General features: G+C 46.6%; 26 protein-coding genes. All 26 read left to right on the top strand.

Going from position 1 to position 23,733, the window contains the following annotated elements:
- The first annotated feature begins 57 nt into the window (after nucleotides 1–57).
- The 26 genes from fliL (at nucleotide 58) to D8S93_RS02265 (ending at nucleotide 23,732) form a co-directional block, all read left to right on the top strand.
- The gene (fliL, locus tag D8S93_RS02140) at nucleotides 58–561 is read left to right on the top strand and encodes a flagellar basal body-associated protein FliL (RefSeq protein ID WP_012841529.1); all 504 of its coding nucleotides are present in this window, start codon (nucleotides 58–60) and stop codon (nucleotides 559–561) included.
- 7 nt (nucleotides 562–568) lie between these two features.
- Nucleotides 569–1,615 (top strand): flagellar motor switch protein FliM, encoded by a 1,047-nt coding sequence (gene fliM / locus D8S93_RS02145; protein ID WP_006741703.1) that lies wholly within the window; start codon nucleotides 569–571, stop codon nucleotides 1,613–1,615.
- A 59-nt stretch (nucleotides 1,616–1,674) separates the two neighbouring features.
- Complete coding sequence (gene fliN, locus D8S93_RS02150; protein ID WP_012841530.1) at nucleotides 1,675–2,085, top strand: flagellar motor switch protein FliN; 411 nt, start codon at nucleotides 1,675–1,677, stop codon at nucleotides 2,083–2,085.
- Between the two features lies 1 nt (nucleotide 2,086).
- Nucleotides 2,087–2,500 (top strand): flagellar biosynthetic protein FliO, encoded by a 414-nt coding sequence (fliO, locus tag D8S93_RS02155; RefSeq protein ID WP_152811796.1) that lies wholly within the window; start codon nucleotides 2,087–2,089, stop codon nucleotides 2,498–2,500.
- A complete protein-coding gene (gene fliP / locus D8S93_RS02160; protein ID WP_152811797.1) occupies nucleotides 2,487–3,356 on the top strand; it encodes a flagellar type III secretion system pore protein FliP in 870 nt (289 codons plus the stop codon). The genes fliO and fliP overlap by 14 nt, the downstream gene beginning before the upstream one ends.
- Nucleotides 3,357–3,380: 24 nt before the next feature.
- Nucleotides 3,381–3,650: a flagellar biosynthesis protein FliQ gene (fliQ, locus tag D8S93_RS02165; protein WP_012841532.1), complete on the top strand. Its 270-nt coding sequence runs from the start codon at nucleotides 3,381–3,383 to the stop codon at nucleotides 3,648–3,650.
- Between the two features lie 8 nt (nucleotides 3,651–3,658).
- A complete protein-coding gene (gene fliR / locus D8S93_RS02170; protein WP_005384463.1) occupies nucleotides 3,659–4,441 on the top strand; it encodes a flagellar biosynthetic protein FliR in 783 nt (260 codons plus the stop codon).
- A gap of 3 nt (nucleotides 4,442–4,444) precedes the next feature.
- Nucleotides 4,445–5,575, top strand: coding sequence for a flagellar biosynthesis protein FlhB (flhB, locus tag D8S93_RS02175; RefSeq protein WP_006741705.1), 1,131 nt, complete (start codon nucleotides 4,445–4,447; stop codon nucleotides 5,573–5,575).
- A 210-nt stretch (nucleotides 5,576–5,785) separates the two neighbouring features.
- Nucleotides 5,786–7,885, top strand: coding sequence for a flagellar biosynthesis protein FlhA (gene flhA, locus D8S93_RS02180; protein WP_041853026.1), 2,100 nt, complete (start codon nucleotides 5,786–5,788; stop codon nucleotides 7,883–7,885).
- Nucleotides 7,886–7,913: 28 nt separating this feature from the next.
- A complete protein-coding gene (flhF, locus tag D8S93_RS02185) occupies nucleotides 7,914–9,431 on the top strand; it encodes a flagellar biosynthesis protein FlhF (protein WP_012841533.1) in 1,518 nt (505 codons plus the stop codon).
- 14 nt (nucleotides 9,432–9,445) lie between these two features.
- Nucleotides 9,446–10,333 carry a MinD/ParA family protein gene (locus D8S93_RS02190; protein ID WP_005380498.1) on the top strand — a complete coding sequence of 296 codons (888 nt, stop codon included), beginning with the start codon at nucleotides 9,446–9,448 and terminating at the stop codon, nucleotides 10,331–10,333.
- Complete coding sequence (locus D8S93_RS02195) at nucleotides 10,326–11,060, top strand: RNA polymerase sigma factor FliA (protein WP_006741708.1); 735 nt, start codon at nucleotides 10,326–10,328, stop codon at nucleotides 11,058–11,060. Before D8S93_RS02190 ends, D8S93_RS02195 begins: the two co-directional genes overlap by 8 nt.
- 45 nt (nucleotides 11,061–11,105) lie before the next feature.
- Complete coding sequence (gene cheY / locus D8S93_RS02200) at nucleotides 11,106–11,474, top strand: chemotaxis response regulator CheY (protein ID WP_017635949.1); 369 nt, start codon at nucleotides 11,106–11,108, stop codon at nucleotides 11,472–11,474.
- Between the two features lie 120 nt (nucleotides 11,475–11,594).
- A complete protein-coding gene (locus tag D8S93_RS02205; protein ID WP_152811799.1) occupies nucleotides 11,595–12,335 on the top strand; it encodes a protein phosphatase CheZ in 741 nt (246 codons plus the stop codon).
- A gap of 9 nt (nucleotides 12,336–12,344) precedes the next feature.
- Entirely contained in the window at nucleotides 12,345–14,597 is a 2,253-nt protein-coding gene (locus D8S93_RS02210) for a chemotaxis protein CheA (RefSeq protein WP_152811800.1), read from the top strand.
- A 29-nt stretch (nucleotides 14,598–14,626) separates the two neighbouring features.
- The gene (locus D8S93_RS02215) at nucleotides 14,627–15,739 is read left to right on the top strand and encodes a protein-glutamate methylesterase/protein-glutamine glutaminase (RefSeq protein WP_109169796.1); all 1,113 of its coding nucleotides are present in this window, start codon (nucleotides 14,627–14,629) and stop codon (nucleotides 15,737–15,739) included.
- An 8-nt stretch (nucleotides 15,740–15,747) separates the two neighbouring features.
- Nucleotides 15,748–16,527: a ParA family protein gene (locus D8S93_RS02220; RefSeq protein WP_006741712.1), complete on the top strand. Its 780-nt coding sequence runs from the start codon at nucleotides 15,748–15,750 to the stop codon at nucleotides 16,525–16,527.
- Nucleotides 16,517–17,593 carry a chemotaxis protein CheW gene (locus D8S93_RS02225; RefSeq protein ID WP_152811801.1) on the top strand — a complete coding sequence of 359 codons (1,077 nt, stop codon included), beginning with the start codon at nucleotides 16,517–16,519 and terminating at the stop codon, nucleotides 17,591–17,593. The genes D8S93_RS02220 and D8S93_RS02225 overlap by 11 nt, the downstream gene beginning before the upstream one ends.
- A gap of 35 nt (nucleotides 17,594–17,628) precedes the next feature.
- Entirely contained in the window at nucleotides 17,629–18,123 is a 495-nt protein-coding gene (locus D8S93_RS02230) for a chemotaxis protein CheW (protein ID WP_005380507.1), read from the top strand.
- A gap of 14 nt (nucleotides 18,124–18,137) precedes the next feature.
- Nucleotides 18,138–18,632: a DUF2802 domain-containing protein gene (locus D8S93_RS02235; RefSeq protein WP_046875563.1), complete on the top strand. Its 495-nt coding sequence runs from the start codon at nucleotides 18,138–18,140 to the stop codon at nucleotides 18,630–18,632.
- A 286-nt stretch (nucleotides 18,633–18,918) separates the two neighbouring features.
- Complete coding sequence (gene ccmA / locus D8S93_RS02240) at nucleotides 18,919–19,536, top strand: cytochrome c biogenesis heme-transporting ATPase CcmA (protein ID WP_012841536.1); 618 nt, start codon at nucleotides 18,919–18,921, stop codon at nucleotides 19,534–19,536.
- Between the two features lies 1 nt (nucleotide 19,537).
- Nucleotides 19,538–20,206: a heme exporter protein CcmB gene (gene ccmB, locus D8S93_RS02245; RefSeq protein WP_006741714.1), complete on the top strand. Its 669-nt coding sequence runs from the start codon at nucleotides 19,538–19,540 to the stop codon at nucleotides 20,204–20,206.
- A 109-nt stretch (nucleotides 20,207–20,315) separates the two neighbouring features.
- Nucleotides 20,316–21,059, top strand: a complete 744-nt coding sequence (locus D8S93_RS02250; protein ID WP_005394301.1) for a heme ABC transporter permease — start codon at nucleotides 20,316–20,318, stop codon at nucleotides 21,057–21,059.
- 11 nt (nucleotides 21,060–21,070) lie between these two features.
- On the top strand, nucleotides 21,071–21,277 hold the full coding sequence (gene ccmD, locus D8S93_RS02255; RefSeq protein WP_005380515.1) for a heme exporter protein CcmD: 207 nt from the start codon (nucleotides 21,071–21,073) through the stop codon (nucleotides 21,275–21,277).
- Entirely contained in the window at nucleotides 21,274–21,759 is a 486-nt protein-coding gene (gene ccmE, locus D8S93_RS02260; protein ID WP_005380516.1) for a cytochrome c maturation protein CcmE, read from the top strand. Before ccmD ends, ccmE begins: the two co-directional genes overlap by 4 nt.
- Nucleotides 21,756–23,732, top strand: a complete 1,977-nt coding sequence (locus D8S93_RS02265) for a heme lyase CcmF/NrfE family subunit (protein ID WP_053808770.1) — start codon at nucleotides 21,756–21,758, stop codon at nucleotides 23,730–23,732. Before ccmE ends, D8S93_RS02265 begins: the two co-directional genes overlap by 4 nt.
- Nucleotide 23,733: the final 1 nt, after the last annotated feature.

A 23,733-nucleotide genomic window follows, 5' to 3' on the forward strand; every position in this document is an offset into this window, starting at 1 on the left:
TTACCAAACGACTTCCTTAAGCATCTCGGTAACCTAAAAGAACAATAAGAGACAACAATGGCAGAAGAACAGTTACAAGGGGCCGATGCGCCGAAAGGAAAAGGTAAGTTACTTATCATCATAATCGCTGTTGTGGTATTGCTACTTGGCGGTGGTGCAGCAGCGTTCTTTCTCATGGGCTCTGATGAACCAGCTCAGGCTGAAGCGTCTCAACAGGTTCAAGCGAAGGCATCAGATGCCTCGCCCATTGCCTACGTGAATCTTCCTCAGGCATTTGTATTTAACGTTACTGGGGACCGTCGCGACAGACTGGTACAAATTAAAGCGCAGTTAATGGTTCGCGGCGCAGAGAATGAAGAGTTGGCGCGGTACCATTCGCCACTAATTGAGAGCTCTTTGTTATCAACGTTTGCTTCGGCGACGGTTGATCAGTTGCGTTCTCCAACGGGACGAGTGGAATTGCGCGATCGTGCTTCCGAAGATATCAAAGCAGCGCTAAACGCTGCGGTCGGTAAGCCAGTGATTGAAAAAGTACTGTTTACAGATTTTGTTATTCAATAGGTAAAACGTGACCGATCTATTAAGCCAAGACGAAATTGATGCGCTATTGCACGGGGTTGACGATGTTGATGACGTCGATGAACCGATAGAAAACGACAACGAAGGTGCCGTCAATTTTGATTTCTCGTCGCAAGACAGGATTGTACGTGGTCGAATGCCGACGCTCGAACTTATCAACGAGCGCTTTGCACGACACATGCGTATTAGTCTGTTTAATATGCTGCGTAAAACGGCAGAAGTGTCGATCAATGGCGTGCAGATGATGAAGTTTGGCGAATACCAAAACACATTGTACGTGCCAACCAGTTTGAACATGGTGCGTTTTCGTCCGTTAAAAGGTACAGCGTTGATCACCATGGAGGCTCGCTTAGTCTTTATTCTGGTAGAAAACTTCTTTGGTGGGGATGGTCGATTCCATGCCAAAATCGAAGGGCGCGAATTTACCCCAACGGAACGCCGCATCATTCAGCTGCTGCTGAAGATTGTATTTGAAGACTACAAAGAAGCGTGGTCGCCAGTGATGGGGGTGGAGTTCGAATATCTCGACTCTGAAGTTAACCCAAGTATGGCTAACATTGTCAGCCCGACAGAAGTGATTGTTGTGAGTTCATTCCATATAGAAGTTGACGGCGGTGGCGGCGATTTTCATGTCGTTATGCCTTACTCCATGGTTGAGCCGATCCGTGAACTGTTGGATGCAGGTGTTCAGTCCGACAAGATGGAGACAGACGTCCGTTGGAGCTCAGCATTACGTGAAGAGATTATGGATTGTCCGGTTAACTTCCGCGTTAACTTGCTTGAAAAAGACATCTCTTTGCGTGACCTCATGGAATTGCAACCGGGTGACATCATCCCGATTGAAATGCCAGAACATGCGACAATGTTTGTGGAAGACCTGCCGACCTATCGCGTAAAAATGGGCCGTTCGGAAGACAAATTAGCGGTGCAAATTTCTGAGGAAATTGAGCGCCCACATGTAGTCAAAACAGATTTAGCTTTCTTAGGTAAAGACATCATGTCTGAGCTTGAGAATGAAGACGATATAGACGATTAAGATACCTTATTGAACAGACATGCTTTGGCATTAAATAAGGCTTAACACAGGATAGAAAAATGGAACCAAGTGACGATCAAAAGCTAGCAGATGAATGGGCAGCCGCTCTTGGCGAAGACCCGTCTGCACCTTCTGTTGACGTAGATGAAGTATTGGCCGCGCCACTGGAAGAGCTAAAAGACACTTCAAGCCCAATTACCGAAGATGAGCGCCGTAAACTCGACACCATCATGGATATTCCGGTGACGATTTCGATGGAAGTCGGTCGTTCACAAATCAGCATTCGGAACTTATTGCAGTTGAACCAAGGTTCGGTTGTTGAGTTGGATCGTCTAGCGGGCGAGTCATTGGACGTATTAGTCAACGGTACACTGATTGCGCATGGCGAAGTCGTGGTCGTGAACGATAAGTTTGGTATCCGTTTGACGGATGTGATCAGCCAAACTGAACGAATTAAGAAGCTACGTTAAGATGAGCTGCTCAATCAAAACGCGATTGAAGCAAATCACCGGAGCACTGAGCTTAATGCTGAGTGCTCCTTATGCATTTGCTGCCGCACCAAATAATCTGGATCTTGCGACGACACTGGGCTCGCTTGTGCTTGTGATCGGCGTGATTCTTTTGTTGGCTTGGCTACTTAAACGTATGCAAGTGCCGGCGATGGGACAACAAAAAGGCTTGCGTATTGTGAGTCAGTTGCCAGTGGGCACCAAAGAAAGAATCGCCGTAGTTCAAGTGGGTGAAGAGCAGTTTTTGGTTGGAATTACCAGCCAATCAATCCAAACGTTAGCCAAGTTAGATAAGCCACTGAAAGAGGAAGAGTTGGCGACCAATGCTTTTGCGACTCAATTTAGCCAACTGATCAAAAAACATGACAAAGGGTAACCCGATTCGTTTGCTCCTGAGCACGTTGTTGCTTTTCGTCGGCGTGCTGTTTTCTTCATTTTCGTTTGCTGAGGCAGAGGAGTCTGCTCTGCCTGACAACTTGGCCGATGGAGGTAGCGTCACTGTTCAGGCGATGCAAAGTGATACTGGCGCCAGTCGTGCTATGTCCGTTTCTAGTGGTGGTGGAATCCCTGCGTTTACCATGACCACAAACCCAGATGGCAGTGAAGATTACTCGGTTACGCTACAAATTTTAGCGTTAATGACCATGCTTGGCTTCTTGCCTGCCATGGTGATTCTAATGACGTCGTTTACTCGAATTGTGGTGGTGATGTCGATATTGCGTCAGGCAATGGGTTTGCAACAAACGCCGTCTAATCAGGTCATCATTGGTATAGCGCTTTTTTTGACCTTTTTTGTTATGTCTCCTGTCCTGAACGAAATCAACGATAAAGCCGTTCAGCCTTATTTGAATGAGCAAGTCACTGCAAGAGAAGCGTTTGATGCTGCACAAGCACCAATGAAAGCGTTCATGCTTAAACAGACCCGAATCAAAGATTTGGAGACGTTCGTAACCATGTCAGGAGAGCAAGTTGAGAACCCAGAAGATGTGTCGATGGCGGTGTTGATTCCGGCTTTCATCACCTCGGAGTTAAAAACTGCATTCCAAATTGGTTTTATGCTCTTCTTGCCGTTTTTGATTATTGACCTCGTGGTAGCGTCGGTACTGATGGCAATGGGTATGATGATGTTGTCACCAATGATTGTTTCGTTGCCGTTCAAGTTGATGCTGTTTGTATTGGTCGATGGCTGGAACTTGATACTTTCGACACTCGCGGGCAGTTTTGCCCTTTAGATAAGCGCAGATAGAGGATAAGACATGACACCAGAAATGTTTGTCGAGCTTTTCCGTGAAGCACTTTGGATGGTGCTTATCATGGTCTGCGCCATTATCATCCCAAGTTTGCTTATCGGCCTTATTGTTGCGATTTTCCAAGCTGCGACTTCCATCAACGAACAAACATTGAGCTTCTTGCCGCGTTTGATTGTCACGCTTTTGGCTCTAATGCTATTTGGTCACTGGATGACGCAAATGTTGATGGAATATTTCTATGGCTTGATTGAGCGCTTACCTCAGGTGCTTTATTAGAGGCGCCTATGGAGTACCCCACTAGCGTTGTCTTAGATTGGATCGCAAACTATTTCTGGCCCTACGTTCGTATCTCTTCCATGCTGATGGTGATGACGGTAACTGGGGCTCGATTTGTCTCACCACGAATCCGCCTTTACCTCGGGTTAGCCATCACTTTTGCCGTCATGCCGGCGATCCCTGCAGTGCCTCAAGACATTGAGTTGCTCTCGTTTCGGGGTTTTATGACCATTGCCGAGCAAATGATCATCGGTATTGCGATGGGCATGGTCACTCAATTTATGATTCAAACCTTTGTCTTGTTGGGACAAATATTGGGTATGCAGTCAAGTTTGGGTTTCGCTTCTATGGTTGATCCCGCAAATGGTCAGAACACGCCATTGCTTGGTCAGCTATTCATGTTTTTGACGACAATGTTTTTCCTTGCCACCGATGGGCACTTGAAAATGCTGCAACTGGTCGTGTTCAGCTTTAAAACCTTGCCGATTGGTTCCGGCTCGCTCAACGCGGTTGATTTCCGTGAAATGGCAGGCTGGCTTGGTATTATGTTCCAAACGGCACTGAGTATGTCTCTATCTGGCATTATTGCACTACTTACCATTAACTTGTCGTTTGGTGTAATGACCCGTGCTGCACCACAGTTAAATATCTTTTCGCTTGGTTTTGCATTTGCGTTGATGGTGGGTCTATTACTGTGTTGGTACATACTGGCTGGCCTTTACAGTCATTATGAAATGTTCTGGACGGTGGGTGAGGCGCAGATTTGTCGACTCATTCGCTTGGAGTGCTAAGAATTGGCAGAATCAGACGGTCAGGAACGCACCGAAGAAGCCACGCCCCGACGGTTACAACAAGCCAGAGAAAAGGGGCAGGTCGCTCGATCTAAAGAGCTTGCATCAGCATCTGTGCTGATCGTTGGCGCCATTTCATTGATGTGGTTTGGCGAGGCGTTAGCACGTTCATTGTTTTCCATCATGAGCCGTTTATTTGATCTTCAACGAGAAGAGATTTTTGATACGGCAAAGCTATTTGACATTGCCTTAGGGGCGATGACCGATTTGTTGTTCCCTCTATTTTTGGTGCTAGCTACGTTGTTTACTGCCGCCATGATTGGTGCTGCGGGTGTTGGAGGAATCAGTTTTTCTGCTCAAGCCGCTATGCCAAAGCTGTCGAAAATGAATCCGCTTAGCGGTTTAAAGCGGATGGTCGGAATGCAAAGCTGGGTGGAGTTGATCAAATCAATACTCAAAGTGGTTTTGGTTACTGGTGTTGCGATCTATTTGATCCAAGCATCGCAGGCGGATCTGATTCAATTAAGTATGGATGTGTATCCGCAAAACATCTTCCATGCTTTAGATATTCTGCTGAACTTTATTTTGTTGATCAGCTGTTCGCTGTTGATCGTGGTTGCCATCGATATTCCATTTCAAATCTGGCAGCACGCTGATCAGTTAAAAATGACCAAGCAAGAAGTCAAAGACGAATATAAAGAAACCGAGGGTAAGCCAGAGGTCAAAGGACGTATTCGTATGCTGCAAAGAGAAGCGGCTCAACGTCGTATGATGGCAGATGTTCCTCAGGCTGATGTTATTGTTACCAACCCAGAGCACTTTTCGGTTGCGCTTCGTTATAAACAGAAGACAGACCGTGCGCCGGTAGTGATCGCTAAAGGCACCGATCACATGGCAATGAAGATTCGAGAAGTCGCCCGAGAGCATGACATCACAATTGTACCTGCTCCGCCACTTGCTCGTGCGCTGTACCATACTACCGAGCTAGAACAAGAGATCCCCGATGGATTGTTTACTGCGGTGGCTCAGGTTTTGGCATTTGTATTCCAGTTGAAGCAATACCGAAAGCGAGGTGGTCAGCGCCCCAAAATTCAGGATTACGATTTGCCAATCCCGCCAGAACACCGGCACTAATGCTAAAAGAAGCCTAATTCTAAAAAGGCTAATTTAATCAGATATTAAGCTCTACTTGAGTGTTTAGTCATTATTTTGGCGTTAATTATGGTACATAGCTTGCTTAAAACGCCTTAATTATCAACCATACCTAAACTTTTAGGCCAAAGCGGTCGCGTATTAATAGTAAGAGCTAACGTGACGCTTCAATCGATTGAGATCTCTCGTAGTATGAAGTTAAGCCTGCCATTTGCAGATAAATTGCCACGAATCCCTCAGCGTGAAATGCCAGCTATTGGCGCGCCGGTGATGGTTTTGGCCACCTTAGCGATGGTGGTGCTGCCTATTCCAGCCTTTTTGCTGGATATGTTCTTCACCTTTAACATCGCGTTGTCGATGGTGGTGTTGTTAGTGACCGTTTACACACGTCGTCCGTTGGACTTCGCCGCTTTTCCGACGGTACTGCTGATCGCGACCTTGTTGCGTTTGGCGCTGAACGTTGCCTCGACACGTGTCGTCTTACTGCATGGTCACGAAGGCGGCAACGCGGCAGGTAACGTAATTGAAGCGTTTGGTAATGTCGTTATTGGTGGTAACTACGCGGTCGGCTTAGTGGTTTTCCTTATCTTAATGATCATCAACTTTATGGTGGTGACCAAAGGTGCGGGTCGTATCTCTGAGGTAAGTGCTCGCTTCACCCTTGATGCGTTGCCAGGTAAGCAGATGGCGATTGATGCGGACTTAAATGCTGGATTGATAGACCAAGAACAGGCAAGAGTTCGTCGTTTTGAAGTGACCAAAGAAGCGGATTTCTACGGCTCGATGGATGGTGCCTCGAAGTTCGTAAAAGGTGACGCGATTGCCGGTATTTTGATTCTGTTTATCAACATCATCGGCGGTCTGTCGATCGGTATGGCGCAGTATGGATTGGGTTTCGGTGAGGCAATTGAAATCTATACTTTGCTGACGATTGGTGACGGCCTAGTTGCACAGATTCCATCGCTATTGCTGTCGATTGCAGCGGCGATGATGGTGACGCGTCAAAACACCGATGAAGACATGGGTGAACAGCTGGTCTTCCAGATGTTCGACAACCCAAAAGCACTGATGATTACCGCAGCTATTCTCGGTGTGATGGGCATCGTACCGGGCATGCCACACTTTGCGTTTTTGAGTCTGGCGGTCGCGGCTGGCGCGGCGGCGTATTTCATCGATAAACGCCAAAAGCAGAAAGCGAAAGAACCGGCTTTACCAGCGAAAGCCGACGAAGGTGCAGAGCCTTCATCGCAACGCGAGCTTTCTTGGGACGACGTCCAGCCAGTCGATATTATTGGCCTAGAAGTGGGTTACCGCTTGATTCCGCTAGTGGACCGAGACCAAGGCGGAGAACTGTTAGAGCGCGTAAAAGGTGTGCGTAAAAAGCTATCGCAAGATTTTGGGTTCTTAATCCCTGCGGTTCACATACGTGACAACCTTGAACTGACGCCAAACAGCTATCGAATCACATTAATGGGGGTTGCGGTGGGCGAAGCTGAGATTCGTCCGGATCAAGAGCTAGCGATTAACCCAGGTCAGGTGTATGGCATGATTGATGGCGAGCCAACCATTGACCCTGCATTTGGATTGGAAGCCGTATGGATTCGCGAAGATCAGCGTGAGCATGCTCAGGCGTTAGGTTATACGGTTGTTGACTCATCGACAGTATTAGCGACGCACCTGAGCCAGTTATTGACTAATAACGCATCGCAGTTGATTGGTCATGAAGAAGTAGAGAATTTATTAGAAATGTTAGGACGCAGCGCGCCTAAGTTGGTTGAGAACTTTGTTCCTGACCAATTACCATTAGGTGTGGTGGTGAAAGTCCTACAAAACTTGTTAAACGAGGCCATTCCAATCCGCGATATTCGCACGATTGTTCAAACTTTGGCTGAGTACTCAAGTAAGAGTCAAGAAGCTGACATATTGACGGCAGCAGTTCGAATTAGTCTTAAACGCCTAATTGTTCAAGAAATCAATGGTATAGAGCCTGAGCTGCCAGTGATTACTTTGATACCTGAACTGGAACAAATATTGCATCAAACTATGCAAGCATCAGGAGGCGAATCCGCGGGGATTGAACCGGGGCTCGCTGAACGATTGCAGTCTTCACTAAGCCAAGCGACACAGGAACAAGAATTGAAAGGCGAGCCAGCCGTTCTGCTTACTTCCGGTGTATTACGCTCGACGTTGGCGAAATTTGTGAAGAACACAATACCTAATCTCCGGGTACTGTCTTACCAAGAAATCCCGGATGAAAAACAGATCAGAATTGTGCAAGCCGTGGGTAACTGATCTCACGCATCATTAATGGATTCATAGTTTGAAAATAAAGCGATTTTTTGCCAAAGACATGAGAACGGCGCTGCTCCAAGTGAAAGAGGAGTTAGGCGCGGAAGCGGTGATCATGTCAAACAAGAAAGTGGCTGGTGGGGTGGCGATTGTTGCGGCGATAGATAGTGAATCTAACCCGTCTCAAGCAAGCGCAGCGTCACAACAAAATCGCGGTGCTTCTCAATCGAATCGCTACAACGAACATCGTCAAATGTCATCGTCTTCTGCAGATCGTTATCAAGATCGTCATTTAGATGAAGATAAAATTAGCCTGAACAGTAATAACAGTAACAACGAAAAAACAGGCTCGATGACGCAGCGATTCGCTAACATGCTTAAGCAATATAGTGGTGGTGCAGCAGATGCTGACGATCATGTGGCGGAAAATGAAGATTCGCTCTCTGCTTTATTGCAACGCCAGAATAAGCATCGCGACGGCTACAACCAAGAAAAGCCAGCGCCATATCAACCAGATTCACCTTTGGCGAAGTTAATCGCACAAGATAATCGATTTGAGCGTCCAACGCCGAAGTTGGATCCGACACGCTATGATCGCCGCCGTCCAAGTGATGAGCGAGAAGAGTCTGCAGATGAGCTGGAGAGTATGCGCGAAGAGATGACGTCAATTCGTCGTCTTTTAGAGCATCAAGTATCTGGCCTGATGTGGCAGGAAGTGGAACGTCGAGAGCCGCTCAGAGCAATGCTGATTAAGCGTTTAGAGCGTATGGGCGTTTCTCCGGAGTTAGCAGACCAAATGGCGTGCTATATCCCGGAAGATACAAAACCAGCGCGAGCGTGGAAAGCGTTGTTGTCGCTTGTGGCGGATCAAATCAATATTCCTAAACAGGACATTTTAAAACGTGGTGGTGTGGTTGCACTGTTAGGTCCGACGGGGGTGGGAAAAACAACCACCGTTGCGAAGCTCGCAGCACGTGCCGCCATGGAATACGGTGCCGACAATGTGGCCCTTGTGACAACAGATACATATCGCATAGGTGCACATGAGCAGCTCTCAATTTACGGAAGAATCATGGGTTGTCCCGTAAGAGTTGCTAAAGATTCTAACGAGTTAGCCGATGTTATATATCAGCTAAGAAACAGAAGACTGATTTTGGTCGATACGGCAGGGATGGGGCAACGAGATGTCAGGCTTTCTGAGCAGCTCGATACTCTAATGCAAGAGAGCGGAGAAGTGATTCACAGCTACCTTGTTTTGCCAGCTACCGCACAACGTCGCGTTCTACAAGAAACGCTGGATCACTTCCGACGCATACCACTTTCGGGTTGTATTATGACGAAGCTTGATGAGTCATTAAGTCTAGGCGAATTCATCAGTGTAGTGATTCAAAACGCAATGCCAGTGGCTTACATAGCTAATGGTCAGCGCGTGCCAGAAGACATTGTGATAGCGCAACCAAAATATATGCTTGCGAAAGCAAATGAACTGTTAGAGAAGTCGACAGAGAACGAACCTCACTTTTGGAACAGTGACAGTGAAGGACTCTAAGGCGGCGGACTACTATGACTGAGAATATGATACACGATCAAGCAAGCGGCCTCCGTCGCTTAACACAACCATCGTTGACCAAAGTGATTGCTGTTACTGGCGGCAAAGGTGGTGTGGGGAAATCAAACGTAACACTGGGTCTGGCGATTTGTATGGCTCGCCAAGGCAAGAAGGTGATGGTTCTCGACGCTGATTTAGGTCTGGCCAATGTGGACGTGATGCTCGGAATTCGTGCAAAACGTAATCTAGGACATGTCTTAGCGGGTGAATGTGAGCTAAAAGATGCGATTGTCGAAGGGCCTTATGGTATAAAGATAATCCCTGCAACTTCTGGCACACAGAGCATGACTGAGCTTTCTCACGCTCAACATGCTGGACTCATTCGAGCATTTGGTAGTCTTGAAGACGAAATGGACGTCCTGCTGATAGATACCGCCGCAGGCATTTCTGACATGGTAATCAGTTTTTCGCGAGCAGCTCAAGACGTCGTTGTGGTTGTGTGTGATGAACCAACTTCAATCACAGATGCATATGCGTTAATTAAGCTGTTAAGTAAAGAACACCAGGTCCAACGCTTTAAAGTTGTAGCAAATATGGTCAGAAGCTACCGTGAAGGGCGAGAATTGTTTGCAAAGTTGACGCTAGTCACAGAGCGATTCTTGAATGTCAGCCTTGAACTCGTAGCATGTATTCCATTAGATGATAAAGTACGACAGGCTGTAAAAAGACAAAAAATTGTCGTTGATGCGTTCCCTCGCTCACCTGCCGCTTTAGCTATCAGCTCACTAGCAAACAAAGCGTTAACGTGGCCACTACCGAAAACACCAAGTGGACACTTGGAATTTTTTGTGGAAAGGTTGCTAAATCGTACCGAATTCGCAGAGGACCCTTTTGGTGAATAAAGCGATAACCTATGACCAACATGGCAAGTTTAATAGCCAGCAAGCGTTTATAGAGCGCTACTCAGTGTTGGTTAAGCGCATTGCTCACCACCTATTAGGCCGTTTACCGCCGAGTGTTCAGGTAGAGGATTTAATTCAGGCCGGCATGATCGGTCTTATCGAAGCTCAGCAGAATTATGATGGTTCTAAAGGTGCGAGCTTTGAAACTTATGCAGGTATCCGTATTCGCGGTGCAATGTTAGATGACATGCGCAAAGGCGATTGGGTACCGCGTTCTGTTCATAAAAATAATCGAGAGATTAACCAAGCGATTGCGGAACTGGAAGGCGAATTAAATAGAGATCCTACTGATTCTGAAGTAGCCACGCATCTCGGTATGACACTGGATCAATATCATAGTGCTCTGACCGATATCAACTGCTCAAAATTAGTCGGTATTGAAGATTTAGGCGTTTCTGATGATGTGATTTCACCTGCAGATGAAACTGATGACAGTAACCCATTCAAAGGGGTTGCCGATGAATCATTTCGAAAAGCACTGGTTGAATCAATAAAACAGATTCCAGAGCGTGAAGCTTTGGTACTTTCGCTTTATTATGATGAAGAACTCAATTTGAAAGAAATTGGCGATGTGTTAGGCGTAAGCGAATCTCGCGTAAGTCAAATACTGAGTCAAGCGATGCAACGTTTGCGCACCAAGCTCAGTGCGTGGACACAAAATGACTAAAAACACTGATTTTACGATTCAGTGGAGGCAATTTTGAATAAAAACATGAAGATCCTTATTGTTGATGATTTCTCAACAATGCGCCGTATTGTTAAAAACCTGCTTCGTGACTTGGGTTTCAATAACACTCAAGAAGCGGACGATGGTTTAACCGCATTACCAATGCTGAAAAAAGGTGACTTCGATTTTGTTGTAACTGACTGGAACATGCCAGGTATGCAAGGCATCGATTTGCTTAAACACATCCGCGCGGATGCAGAACTTAAGCATTTGCCAGTTCTAATGATCACGGCTGAAGCGAAGCGTGAGCAGATCATTGAAGCTGCTCAAGCAGGCGTAAACGGCTACATTGTTAAGCCATTTACTGCTGCAACATTAAAAGAAAAATTAGATAAAATTTTCGAGCGTTTATAACTCTCTCTTTTTCTCTTTGTTATTCGAGTCATTCATACCAATTATTAAATACCTATTAAATGACTCGTTTAGCGTTTTTAAAGTGATAAGAAGAACTAAACGTAAAAGGGTCTATTCAGAATGATCTCACTAGAGCAGGCGAAGTCACTCGTTCAAATGCTAGAAAACGGGGAACAAGACCAAGCCAATATGCTTGTTGCCTCGATCTACGAAGGTGCCGAGAATCCAATGCTGCAAGAAATTGGAGCCTTAACTCGAGACCTTCACGAATCACTCAAGCAGTTCAGTCTCGATCAGCGCATGACCGAAATTGCGAAAGACGAAATCCCTAACGCAAGGGATCGTCTTAATTATGTGATCGAGAAGACAGAGCTAGCAGCCAACAAAACGATGGATGCAGTCGACTGCTGCCTTCCTATCGCTGACAACCTGCATGATTGCCTTCAGAAAGTTCGTCCTCAATGGAATGAACTCATGCACGGGCGCATCGAATTAAGCGAATTCAAAGCACTTTGTCACCGAATCGACGAGCTATTAGTTCAAGTCGAAGGCGACAGCACTGAGTTGCGTGGTCAATTGACCGAAATTCTCATGGCGCAAGACTTCCAAGACCTAACTGGCCAAATTATTCGCCGCGTAATTACGTTGGTAAGTGAAGTAGAAGGCCGCTTAGTGGAAATCCTAACCGTATTCTCTGGAAATAAACCTGAAGAACACATTCAAGTTTTGTCAGAACCGGCAGATAAAAAGAATACACAAACAAGCGAAGCTGAAGGCCCTATTCTTCATCCAGAACTGAGAGAAGATGCGGTTTCATCGCAGGACGAAGTCGATGACTTGTTGTCCAGTCTTGGATTTTAAAGGTAACGTATGAGCTACGATTTAGACGAAGATATTCTTCAGGACTTTCTCATTGAGGCTGGGGAAATTATCGAACTGCTTTCTGAGCAGTTGGTTGAATTGGAAAATAACCCAGAAGACAAAGACTTACTTAATGCAATTTTCCGCGGGTTTCACACCGTAAAAGGCGGTGCTGGCTTCCTGTCTTTGGCAGAGCTAGTCGATACTTGTCATGGTGCGGAGAATGTGTTCGACGTTTTACGAAACGGCCAACGCACGGTCACGCAAAACTTAATGGATACGATGCTAAAAGCGTTGGATACGGTCAATACCCAGTTCCAAGCTGTTCAAGATCGTGAGCCATTGGAAGCTGCGGATCCTGCCCTTCTTGAAGAACTTCATCGTCTATGTAAACCTGAATCAGAAGATGAAGTCGCTGCAACCGTGGTTGAAGAACCAGTGGTTACTCCTGAACCTGTCATTCCTGAGCCTGTTATTGAAGAACCTGCCGCGCCAGCGTCAAGTGTCGGCTCTGTTGATGAAATTACCCAAGACGAATTCGAAAAGCTGCTGGATGAGCTTCATGGTAAAGGCTCAGCTCCAGGCGCTTCAGAACCTGCGACACCAACAACGCCATCAGAGCCCCCTCAATCAAGTGCGACATCAGTTGAAAGTGGCGATATCACTGATGATGAATTTGAACGTCTACTTGACGAACTTCACGGTGTTGGCAAAAGTCCATCAGCGGCAGAGGCTGCAGCATCTGCATCCGTACCAGTAGAGCCACCTAAAGCGGCAGAGCCTTCCGCTCCAGTGGCATCTTCATCAAATCAAGACAGTGACTTAATGACGGACGAAGAGTTCGAAAAGTTACTCGATGAGCTACATGGTGCGGGCAAAGGTCCCACGCTGGAAGAACTGGATATGGCAACGAAGCCGGCATCAGCAAACGCAGAGGAAAGCCCTGCGAAACCTGAGCCTGAGGTTAAGCCAGCACCAGCACCAGCACCAGCAGCGCCAACTCCCGCTCCAGCACCAAAACCAGAATCTAAACCTGTCGCGGTGAAAGAAGAGGCGAAAGCGCCAGCGGTTAAAAAGCCTCAGGCTGAGGCAACCGTTCGTGTCGATACCTCGACGCTTGATACCATCATGAACATGGTTGGTGAGCTTGTATTGGTCCGAAATCGCCTATTAAGTCTTGGTTTGAACAGCGACAATGAAGAAATGTCCAAAGCAGTCGCCAACCTTGATGTCGTAACGGCGGATCTGCAAGGCGCGGTAATGAAAACGCGTATGCAGCCAATCAAGAAAGTATTTGGCCGTTTTCCACGTGTTGTCCGTGACTTGGCGCGCAACCTAAATAAAGACATCGTGCTGGAAATGCGTGGTGAAGAAACCGACCTCGATAAAAACCTTGTAGAAGCATTGGCCGATCCATTGATTCACTTGGTTCGTAACTCGGTTGACCACGGTGTTGAAATGCCAGACGATCGCGTGAAAGCAGGTAAATCACGCACAGGTAAAGTGATTTTGTCTGCATCGCAAGAAGGGGATCACATTGAGCTATCCATCGTAGATGATGGCGGCGGTATGGACCCGAACAAACTGCGTGGTATCGCGGTTAAGCGCGGCATGATGGACGAAGATGCGGCGGCCCGTTTAACAGACAAAGAGTGCTTCAACCTTATCTTTGCGCCAGGTTTCTCAAGTAAAGATAAAATTTCTGACATCTCTGGCCGTGGCGTTGGCATGGATGTGGTTAAGACGGCGATCAATACCTTAAATGGTTCAATCGATATCGATTCTGAGCTAGGTAAGGGCACTAAGATCACCATCAAAGTACCACTGACGCTTGCGATCCTACCAACACTAATGGTTGGTGTTGGCGGTCATCCGTTTGCGCTGCCACTGGCATCAGTGAGCGAAATTTTCCACTTGGATCTGAGTCGCACAAACGTGGTAGATGGTCAGTTGACGATCATTGTGCGTGAAAAATCTATCCCGCTATTTTATTTACAGAACTGGTTAGCATCCAAATCACAAAACGTCGAAGAGCGCACTGGTCACGGTCATGTGGTTATTGTACAGCTCGGTAACCAGCGCGTTGGTTTTGTTGTGGATACGCTGATTGGTCAAGAAGAAGTGGTTATTAAGCCACTCGATAATCTATTGCAAGGCACTCCGGGCATGGCTGGTGCAACAATCACTAGCGATGGCCATATTGCATTAATTCTAGATGTGCCTGATTTACTTAAGCGATATGCTGCGGCTTCACGCCTTTAAGCAAAGCTGACGTTATTAAAAGGAATAAGATGGCGATTAAAGTACTAGTCGTTGATGATTCGAGTTTTTTTCGACGTCGCGTGAGCGAAATCATCAACTCAGAATCGCGCCTAGAAGTGATTGACGTTGCGGTAAATGGCAGAGAGGCGGTTGAGAAAGCCAAATCTCTTAAACCGGACGTCATCACGATGGATATTGAAATGCCAGTGATGGATGGCATTACCGCTGTGCGTGAAATCATGGCAGCGGCTCCAACGCCAATCCTAATGTTTTCGTCCCTGACTCATGACGGGGCGAAAGCCACGCTTGATGCGCTTGATGCGGGCGCATTGGATTTCTTACCGAAAAAGTTTGAAGACATCGCACGTAACCGCGAAGAAGCGGTGTCACTGCTTCAGCAACGAGTTATTCAGATTGCTTCGAAGCGCGCTTTTATGCGTCGACCAATCACTCGCGCTGCTGCGAGTACCAATGCGGCAGCTCGTCCACTAGGTTCAAGAACGGCTTCGCCAGCGACTCCAGCTCCTGCTCGACCGGCTGCGGCAAAGTTCCGAGCCTCTGGTAAGAAGTATCAACTGACCGCAATTGGCACGTCGACTGGTGGTCCGGTTGCTTTGCAAAAAATTCTGACGCGTTTACCGATGAACTACCCGCATCCGATCGTGTTGATCCAACATATGCCAGCAACCTTTACTGCTGCATTTGCTAGCCGTTTGAATACCTTGTGTAAGATTCAAGTGAAAGAAGCCCAAGACGGTGATGTCTTACAGCCTGGTGTGGCATACCTTGCTCCAGGTGGTAAGCAAATGATGGTGGATGGTCGAGCGGGGGCTGCTCGTCTTCGTATCATTGATGGCGGCGACCGCATGAACTACAAACCATGTGTGGATGTGACTTTTGGTTCTGCAGCCAAAGTATACGGTGACAAAGTACTCTCTTTAGTGCTGACTGGCATGGGTGCAGACGGTCGTGAAGGCGCTCGTATGTTGAAGTCTGCAGGCTCAACTATTTGGGCTCAAGATGAAGAAAGTTGTGTTGTTTATGGTATGCCCCAAGCTGTTGCTAAAGCAGGCATTTCTTCAGAAGATTTACCGCTTGACCGCATTGCAGAACGCATGTTGGTGGAAGTTGGCCTAGCGTAGGATTCATCATGATTGTTTGGAGTGTAGCTAACCAGAAAGGTGGCGTGGGTAAAACCACCTCAACAGTGACATTAGCGGGTTTGCTGAGTCAAAAAGGCCATCGCGTACTGATGGTCGATACTGACCCTCACGCATCACTGACTACCTATCTTGGTTATGATCCTGACGCAGTAACTTCGAGCCTGTTTGATTTATTCCAGTTGAAGACATTCTCTCGTGAAACGGTGAGGCCGTTAATCCTAGAGACAAAACTGGAAGGGATGGATATCATTCCCGCGCATATGTCCCTTGCGACGCTTGATCGTGTCATGGGGAATCGCAGTGGGATGGGGCTGATCTTAAAACGAGCTCTACAAGCGGTCTCACAAGACTATGATTATGTGTTGATTGACTGCCCGCCAATTCTTGGTGTGATGATGGTCAACGCACTGGCCGCCAGTGACCGAATTTTGATTCCCGTTCAAACCGAGTTTTTGGCGATGAAAGGCTTGGAACGCATGATGCGCACGTTAACCATTATGCAAAAGTCTCGTCCGGGTGGTTTCAAAGTGACTATCGTTCCAACGATGTATGACAAGCGCACCAAAGCGTCTTTGCAGACATTGATGCAACTGAAGAAAGATTACCCAAATCAAGTATGGACCTCTGCGGTGCCGATTGATACCAAGTTCCGTGATGCTAGTTTAAAGCATTTGCCAGCATCACATTTTGCATCTGGTAGTCGTGGTGTGTTTGCGTATAAACAGTTACTGATTTACCTGGAGAGGTTAGCGTTCGATGAGCAGTAACGACGTGCTTTCCAGTGAACAAGCGCTTGATGACTACTTTAATGCGCTATTGGGTGATGAGGCTGAAGCAACGACTCTTGAGGAAGAGCTTGACTTGCTGGCTCAAGAAATATCATCTGCAGAGCCAGAGCCAGAGCCAGAGCCAGAGCCAGAGCCAGAGCCAGAGCCAGAGCCAGAGCCAGAGCCAGAGCCAGAGCCAGAATTGCAGTTTCAATACTCGGAGCCGGAAACTTACCAGTTTCAAGAAGCGTACCCGCCAGAATTGGAAGCCCCAAATCTGGAAGATGTGCAAAGGTTATTAAGTCAGCTTGAAGCAAGCAACCCTGTAGCCGAGTTAGATATTGATAGTATTCTTGAACAAAATACGATTGATATTGCAGCAGAAATAAAAGCGGCTGAGCCAGACGTACAAACCGTTAGTGAGGCGCCCGAGTTACAAACAGTTGAAGAGATACAAGACTGGGTGATTGATGCGCCAGTTTTTGAGGAAACTCAGCCAGAACTGGTTGAACCTCAATCGGTGATTGAGCATGATGTCAATATAGAATCGAACGTTGATACCGAGCTCGAGGCACAAACAGGTTCCGAAATACCAACTGACTGGGAAAGCACGAAGCGAAGTGAAGATTTTCAAGTGCTTTACTTTGATGTGAATGATGTCACGTTTGCCGTACCGCTTGATGAGTTAGGTGGTATTCATCGCATCAGCGAGCTTAACCATTTGATAGGAAAGCCCGCCTGGTATTTGGGGCTACAAACAAATCGTGAACAACAGTTTGATGTCGTCGATACCGCGAAATGGGTGATGGCAGATAAGCTTCGCGATGACAGTTACAAAGATAATTACCAATATGTTGTCATGCTTGGAGAGAGCATGTGGGGGCTGGCCAGTAACCAACTAATGGGGACGGAAACGCTCAATATCGACAAGGTTCGCTGGCGTGAACAGGCGGGTAAACGCCCTTGGCTAGCGGGCATGGTAAAAGAAAAAATGTGCGCCTTAATTCATGTCCAGGCGCTCATTGACATGCTAAACGCCGGTTTAGATGTCAAATCACTGAATTAGATTTAAGTCGGGAACGACATTAACGAGGATTAACTATGTCTCAAGCTTTTGAAGTAGAAGTGAAGAAAGATGCATCGAATGACGAAGTTCTTCAGTGGGTGACGTTCCAGCTAGAAGAAGAAACGTACGGCATCAACGTAATGCAAGTTCGTGAAGTACTTCGTTATACTGAAATTGCACCCGTTCCAGGTGCGCCAGATTATGTTCTGGGTATCATCAACCTGCGTGGTAACGTGGTTACTGTTATCGACACGCGTTCACGTTTCGGCCTGATGGAAGGCGAAGTTACAGATAATACTCGTATTATTGTGATCGAGTCAGAGCGTCAAGTGATTGGTATTTTGGTAGATAGTGTGGCAGAAGTGGTTTACCTACGTTCTTCTGAAATTGACACGACGCCTTCTGTCGGTACTGATGAAAGCGCGAAGTTCATCCAAGGTGTGAGCAACCGTGACGGCAAACTTCTTATCCTCGTGGATTTGAACAAGCTCCTAACGGATGACGAATGGGACGAGATGGCTCACCTATAATGGGCTGAATAATGATGGCTGAAGAGACTCTTTTATCTGTTCCATTCCTTGCGGGTGGCGTCGCTTTTATCGTGTTGGTGTTGGTTGTTTTGCAACTGCGCATTCGCTCGGGGTTGCAAAAGCAAGTAGACCAGCAACGAGCACAGTCTCGACATGTAGATAAAGAAGTACAAAAGTTGAGTAAGCAGTTACTCGAAGTGCGTTCGGTTGTCGTTGGTCTTGGACAAAAAGTAACGGAACAACAAGACATTATTCAGCACCTAAACGAGAGAATTCGTGAACTCGAGCACGCTGATACTGATGGTCGCTTGTACAGTCGAGCTTCTAAAATGGTACAGCTTGGTGCAGATATCAATGAGCTCATTGAAGAGTGTGAACTGCCAAAAGCTGAAGCGGAATTGATGCTTTCACTACAGAAAAAACTGGCGGGAAAAGAGAAAATTCCACCACTAAGCGGTCAGCCATCAGATGATGCAGAATACCCGACGCGTGGACGTCGTCGACGCTAAAGGTTTTAAAGCGATAAAAAGAGGCGATAAGCCTCTTTTTTTGTGTTCGGTTACTAATTATCTTTTTGCAATACAGCCCTAGATTACCTTAAGCTCTTTTCATTCTTAGCACTCGCTCCCCAAGTTAAAATGAGAGCTTATAACTACTTATAGTTAATTTTATTAAAGTGTGACGATTAATTAACAAAAATACATGAACTTACATACATCCCAGCCCTCTTATCCTGTTTTGTCATAACTAAGCTGTGCTAATATAGCGCTTCGTTCATTTTTTAGTTGAAGCTCTATGTTAGAAGTATCTAACCTGACAGCGATCCGTGATGAGAGGGTCCTGTTTGAAAACCTGCAGTTTGAAATTAAGCCTGGTGAATTGGTCCAGATAGAAGGGCGCAATGGTACTGGCAAAACTACGTTACTACGTATTGTGACAGGTTTAGGTGATAGAGAAGAAGGCATCATTAAGTGGAAAGGAGAAGAGGTTGAAAAATCTCGTGATGTTTTCCATCAAGATCTGCTGTTCTTAGGGCATCAAACTGGAGTGAAACGAGAGCTTACCGCACTGGAAAACTTACGTTTTTACCAATCTATTCAAAATAACCGCTCTTCTGACGAAGAAATCTTCACTGCTTTAACTCAAGTAGGTTTAGCTGGTCGAGAAGATGTGCCTGTAGCACAGCTTTCCGCAGGTCAGCAACGACGAGTGGCACTAGCAAGGTTATGGCTCAGTAAGCAAATTTTATGGATTTTAGATGAACCGTTGACCGCCATCGATAAGCAAGGCGTCAAAGTGCTTGAATCTTTGTTCGCAAGTCACGCTGATAATGGCGGTATTGTCGTGTTGACGACGCATCAAGATATGTTTTCGGACAGCCCGAAACTTAGAAAAATAAAGTTGGGTGATTGATATGATTCCATCTATGACCACCATCATTCGCCGCGAGCTATTGATAGCATTTCGCCGTCAGGCAGACATTCTGAACCCGCTTTGGTTCTTTATTATTGTTATTACTCTGTTTCCTCTTAGTATCGGGCCTGAACCAAATTTGTTAGCACGTATTGCAGCGGGCATTGTTTGGGTTGCCGCATTGCTATCCGCCTTATTATCATTAGAGCGTCTATTTCGTGATGATTTTCAAGACGGTGCATTGGAACAAATGATGCTAATGCCGATTCCATTGCAACTTGTAGTGGTTTCAAAGGTCATAGCACATTGGTTGTTAACAGGGTTACCTCTGATCCTAATTAGCCCATTATTGGCGGTTTTACTTTCGCTCGATTTCAATACTTGGCTATCTGTTGTACTAACCTTGATGATCGGTACACCTACACTAAGTTTTATTGGAGCTATTGGTGTGGCTTTGACGGTTGGGTTGCAAAAGGGTGGCGTTCTTTTGAGTTTGCTTATTCTTCCGCTCTACATCCCAATTTTGATTTTCGCAACATCAGCAATTGATGCCGCCGCGCTTGGTATGGCGTATAACGGTCAACTAGCAATTTTAGGTGCGATGCTAATGGGAGCGATGACGTTAACGCCTTTTGCCATTAGTGCCGCATTGAGAGTTAGTGTTAACTAACTCAATAAAGTGCCAATGAAGCGGCGCTTGATCAAAGAATTATTATTAAAGCACTGCTACGGTCTCAACCCTTTAGACAGTGTCCCTGAAGTAAGAGTGAGAACAAAACATGTGGAAATGGCTACATCCTTATGCCAAGCCAGAAACCGCTTACCGTTTGAGTGGTAAGTTTCTGCCTTGGTTTTCTGTATTGGCCCTCGTATGCTTATCGGTTGGTACGGTTTGGGGGCTTGCATTTGCGCCTTCAGATTACCAACAAGGTGACAGTTTCCGAATCATCTACATTCACGTCCCATCAGCTATTTGGTCTATGGGCGTTTATATGTCGATGGCGATTGCGGCATTTATTGGCTTAGTATGGCAAGTACGTCTATCTGATATGGCGGCGCTTGCGATGGCGCCGATTGGTGCGGTATTTACCTTCATTGCTCTACTTACTGGTGCCGTTTGGGGTAAGCCAATGTGGGGCACTTGGTGGGTATGGGACGCCCGTCTTACTTCAGAATTGATTCTTCTATTTCTCTACCTTGGTGTTATTGCGCTTTATCACGCGTTTGACGATCAGAAAACAGCCGCAAAAGCGGCGGGTATTTTAGCGATCGTAGGCGTCGTGAACCTACCTATCATTCACTTTTCCGTAGAATGGTGGAACACGCTTCACCAAGGCGCGACGATCACGAAATTTGAACAACCTTCTATTTCATCCGACATGCTTTGGCCGTTATTGCTAAACATCTTTGGCTTTGCGTTCTTCTTTGGTGCAGTGACGATGGTACGTTTTCGTAACGAAATCATCAGTAAAGAAAGTCACCGCCCTTGGGTGCGCAAACTCGCAACAGAACAAACTCAGTGAGGTAATTGATTATGCATTTTGAATCTCTGAGCGACTTTTTTGCCATGGGTGGCTACGCATCATACGTATGGAGTGCGTTTGGTATTACTTTCTTATCCATGCTGATTCTTCTGATCACTAGCCTTCGCCGCGGTGATGCATTATTGAAAGAAGTGAAAGCAAAAATTGACCGTCAAGCTCGTATCGACGCAGCGAAGAACATGGAGAACACCTTATGAACCCGAGACGTAAAAAGAGGCTAGGTATCGTACTAGCGATCTTTATCGGTATTAGTGCCACCATTGGTTTGATACTTTATGCGCTTAACCAAAATATGGACCTTTTCTACACTCCAACGGAATTGGTTAATGGTAAGCCAGATGGCACCAAACCAGAAGTAGGCCAGCGTCTACGTATCGGTGGTATGGTGGTTGTGGGCTCGGTTCGTCGAGATCCTAATTCTTTGAAAGTGAGTTTTGACCTGCACGATGTCGGTCCTAAAGTGACGATTACTTATGACGGTATTCTTCCTGACTTGTTCCGTGAAGGGCAGGGTATTGTGGCTCAAGGTGTACTGAAAGATGCCACGACAGTTGAGGCATTTGAGGTCCTAGCGAAGCACGATGAAGAATACATGCCACCAGAAATTGCGGAAGCGATGAAGAAAACGCATGAACCGCTTCAATACAGCACCGAACAGAAACAAGGAAGCGGCCAATGATTGCTGAAATCGGTCACTTTGCTCTCATTCTTTCGCTTGCAATGGCAGTGCTGCTGAGCGTATTGCCATTGTGGGGAGCATCGAATAATAACACCATGCTCATGAACACAGCGCGACCGCTATCTTGGTCTATGTTCCTAATGCTGTTGTTCTCTTTCGCCATTTTATGTTGGGGATTTTATACCAACGACTTCACGTTACAGTATGTAGCGAGCAACTCGAATAGTCAGCTTCCTTGGTACTACCGTTTAACCGCAGTATGGGGTGCACACGAAGGTTCACTGTTGCTATGGGTGTTAATCCAAGCTGCTTGGACTGTCGCTGTAGCGACATTCAGTCGTGGTATGCCGCAAGAGTCGGTTGCACGTGTACTTGCCGTAATGGGCATGATCTCAGTGGGTTTCCTACTGTTTATCATCCTAACGTCAAACCCATTCCTACGTACGTTACCGTTCTTCCCGGTTGACGGACGTGATTTGAACCCTCTGCTTCAAGACCCTGGTTTGATTGTTCATCCGCCAATGCTTTACATGGGCTACGTTGGTTTCTCGGTTGCCTTCTCCTTTGCGATCGCATCCCTAATGACCGGACGCCTTGATACGGCTTGGGCCCGTTGGTCTCGTCCTTGGACAACCGCTGCATGGGTATTTTTAACACTCGGTATCGCACTAGGCTCTTGGTGGGCTTACTACGAACTTGGCTGGGGTGGCTGGTGGTTCTGGGATCCAGTAGAAAACGCATCATTCATGCCTTGGTTAGCGGGTACCGCATTAATGCACTCTCTTGCCGTGACAGAAAAACGCGGCACATTTAAAGCGTGGACGGTACTATTGGCAATCTCTGCATTTTCGTTGAGTTTGTTGGGCACATTCTTAGTCCGTTCCGGTATTTTAGTATCGGTGCACGCGTTCGCGTCTGACCCGTCGCGCGGTATGTTTATTCTAGGCTTCCTCGTTTTCGTTATCGGCGGCTCTTTATTGCTGTTTGCCGTAAAAGGGGCAGCAGTACGTGTACGTGGTAACTTCGACTTAGTCTCTCGTGAAAACGCGCTCCTAGCCAATAACGTATTACTTATCGCAGCACTTGTTGTGGTGTTAGTGGGGACATTATTGCCGCTCGTACACAAGCAGCTTGGCTTGGGGTCGGTTTCTATCGGTGCGCCATTCTTCGACATGCTGTTTGCGTGGTTGATGATGCCATTTGCTTTCCTACTTGGTATTGGTCCACTTATCCGTTGGAAGCGAGACAATTTATCTAAACTTGTGAAACCAATGCTCATTTCAGGTGTACTTGCTTTCGCCTTGGCTGCGGTATGCGTGTTCCTGTTTGCCGACTTCTTCTCAACCATGGCTTACATTGGTTGGGTAATGGCGATTTGGATTATTGCAATGCATGGCTTTGAACTATATGAGCGCGCAACGCACCGTCATAGCTTTAGTGAAGGTGTTCGCAAGCTGCAACGTAGCCACTGGGCAATGATGTTGGGTCATGTTGGTCTGGCGGTATCTGTTATCGGTATTGCGATGGTACAGAACTACAGCATTGAGCGTGATGTACGTTTAGCACCTGGCGAACACTTCCAAATTCAAGGTTATGATTTCTACTTCTCAGGCCTGCGTGATAAAGATGGTCCAAACTACGATGGCTACATCGCGGATTTTGAGATCACACATGATGGTAAATACGTGAATACGCTTCACGCTGAGAAGCGCTTCTACCGTACGGCTAAGTCTATGATGACCGAAGCTGCCATTGACCGTGGAATTAGTCGTGATTTATACATTGCAATGGGTGAACGTTTAGACGACAACCGATCTTGGGCTGTTCGTATTTACTATAAACCGTTCGTTCGTTGGATTTGGGCTGGCTCTTTGATTATGGCATTAGGCGGCGCACTAGCGATTTCTGATAAACGCTACCGCTTCCGTAAATCGCCGAAGAAAAACGCGAAGTCAAAAGAGCAGGAGGCATAAC

The sequence above is a fragment of the Vibrio sp. VGrn 2 genome (genome assembly GCF_009361695.1).
Classification (GTDB): domain Bacteria; phylum Pseudomonadota; class Gammaproteobacteria; order Enterobacterales; family Vibrionaceae; genus Vibrio; species Vibrio diabolicus.

Excerpts from the sequence above, each read along its gene's own strand:
- fliL (WP_012841529.1), top strand. The coding sequence starts at position 58 with ATGGCAGAAGAACAGTTACAAGGGGCCGATGCGCCGAAAGGAAAAGGT.
- fliN (WP_012841530.1), top strand. The coding sequence starts at position 1,675 with ATGGAACCAAGTGACGATCAAAAGCTAGCAGATGAATGGGCAGCCGCT.
- fliO (WP_152811796.1), top strand. The coding sequence starts at position 2,087 with ATGAGCTGCTCAATCAAAACGCGATTGAAGCAAATCACCGGAGCACTG.
- fliP (WP_152811797.1), top strand. The coding sequence starts at position 2,487 with ATGACAAAGGGTAACCCGATTCGTTTGCTCCTGAGCACGTTGTTGCTT.
- fliQ (WP_012841532.1), top strand. The coding sequence starts at position 3,381 with ATGACACCAGAAATGTTTGTCGAGCTTTTCCGTGAAGCACTTTGGATG.
- fliR (WP_005384463.1), top strand. The coding sequence starts at position 3,659 with ATGGAGTACCCCACTAGCGTTGTCTTAGATTGGATCGCAAACTATTTC.
- flhA (WP_041853026.1), top strand. The coding sequence starts at position 5,786 with ATGAAGTTAAGCCTGCCATTTGCAGATAAATTGCCACGAATCCCTCAG.
- D8S93_RS02190 (WP_005380498.1), top strand. The coding sequence starts at position 9,446 with ATGACTGAGAATATGATACACGATCAAGCAAGCGGCCTCCGTCGCTTA.
- cheY (WP_017635949.1), top strand. The coding sequence starts at position 11,106 with ATGAAGATCCTTATTGTTGATGATTTCTCAACAATGCGCCGTATTGTT.
- D8S93_RS02205 (WP_152811799.1), top strand. The coding sequence starts at position 11,595 with ATGATCTCACTAGAGCAGGCGAAGTCACTCGTTCAAATGCTAGAAAAC.
- D8S93_RS02210 (WP_152811800.1), top strand. The coding sequence starts at position 12,345 with ATGAGCTACGATTTAGACGAAGATATTCTTCAGGACTTTCTCATTGAG.
- D8S93_RS02215 (WP_109169796.1), top strand. The coding sequence starts at position 14,627 with ATGGCGATTAAAGTACTAGTCGTTGATGATTCGAGTTTTTTTCGACGT.
- D8S93_RS02220 (WP_006741712.1), top strand. The coding sequence starts at position 15,748 with ATGATTGTTTGGAGTGTAGCTAACCAGAAAGGTGGCGTGGGTAAAACC.
- D8S93_RS02225 (WP_152811801.1), top strand. The coding sequence starts at position 16,517 with ATGAGCAGTAACGACGTGCTTTCCAGTGAACAAGCGCTTGATGACTAC.
- D8S93_RS02230 (WP_005380507.1), top strand. The coding sequence starts at position 17,629 with ATGTCTCAAGCTTTTGAAGTAGAAGTGAAGAAAGATGCATCGAATGAC.
- D8S93_RS02235 (WP_046875563.1), top strand. The coding sequence starts at position 18,138 with ATGGCTGAAGAGACTCTTTTATCTGTTCCATTCCTTGCGGGTGGCGTC.
- ccmA (WP_012841536.1), top strand. The coding sequence starts at position 18,919 with ATGTTAGAAGTATCTAACCTGACAGCGATCCGTGATGAGAGGGTCCTG.
- ccmB (WP_006741714.1), top strand. The coding sequence starts at position 19,538 with ATGATTCCATCTATGACCACCATCATTCGCCGCGAGCTATTGATAGCA.
- D8S93_RS02250 (WP_005394301.1), top strand. The coding sequence starts at position 20,316 with ATGTGGAAATGGCTACATCCTTATGCCAAGCCAGAAACCGCTTACCGT.
- ccmD (WP_005380515.1), top strand. The coding sequence starts at position 21,071 with ATGCATTTTGAATCTCTGAGCGACTTTTTTGCCATGGGTGGCTACGCA.
- ccmE (WP_005380516.1), top strand. The coding sequence starts at position 21,274 with ATGAACCCGAGACGTAAAAAGAGGCTAGGTATCGTACTAGCGATCTTT.
- D8S93_RS02265 (WP_053808770.1), top strand. The coding sequence starts at position 21,756 with ATGATTGCTGAAATCGGTCACTTTGCTCTCATTCTTTCGCTTGCAATG.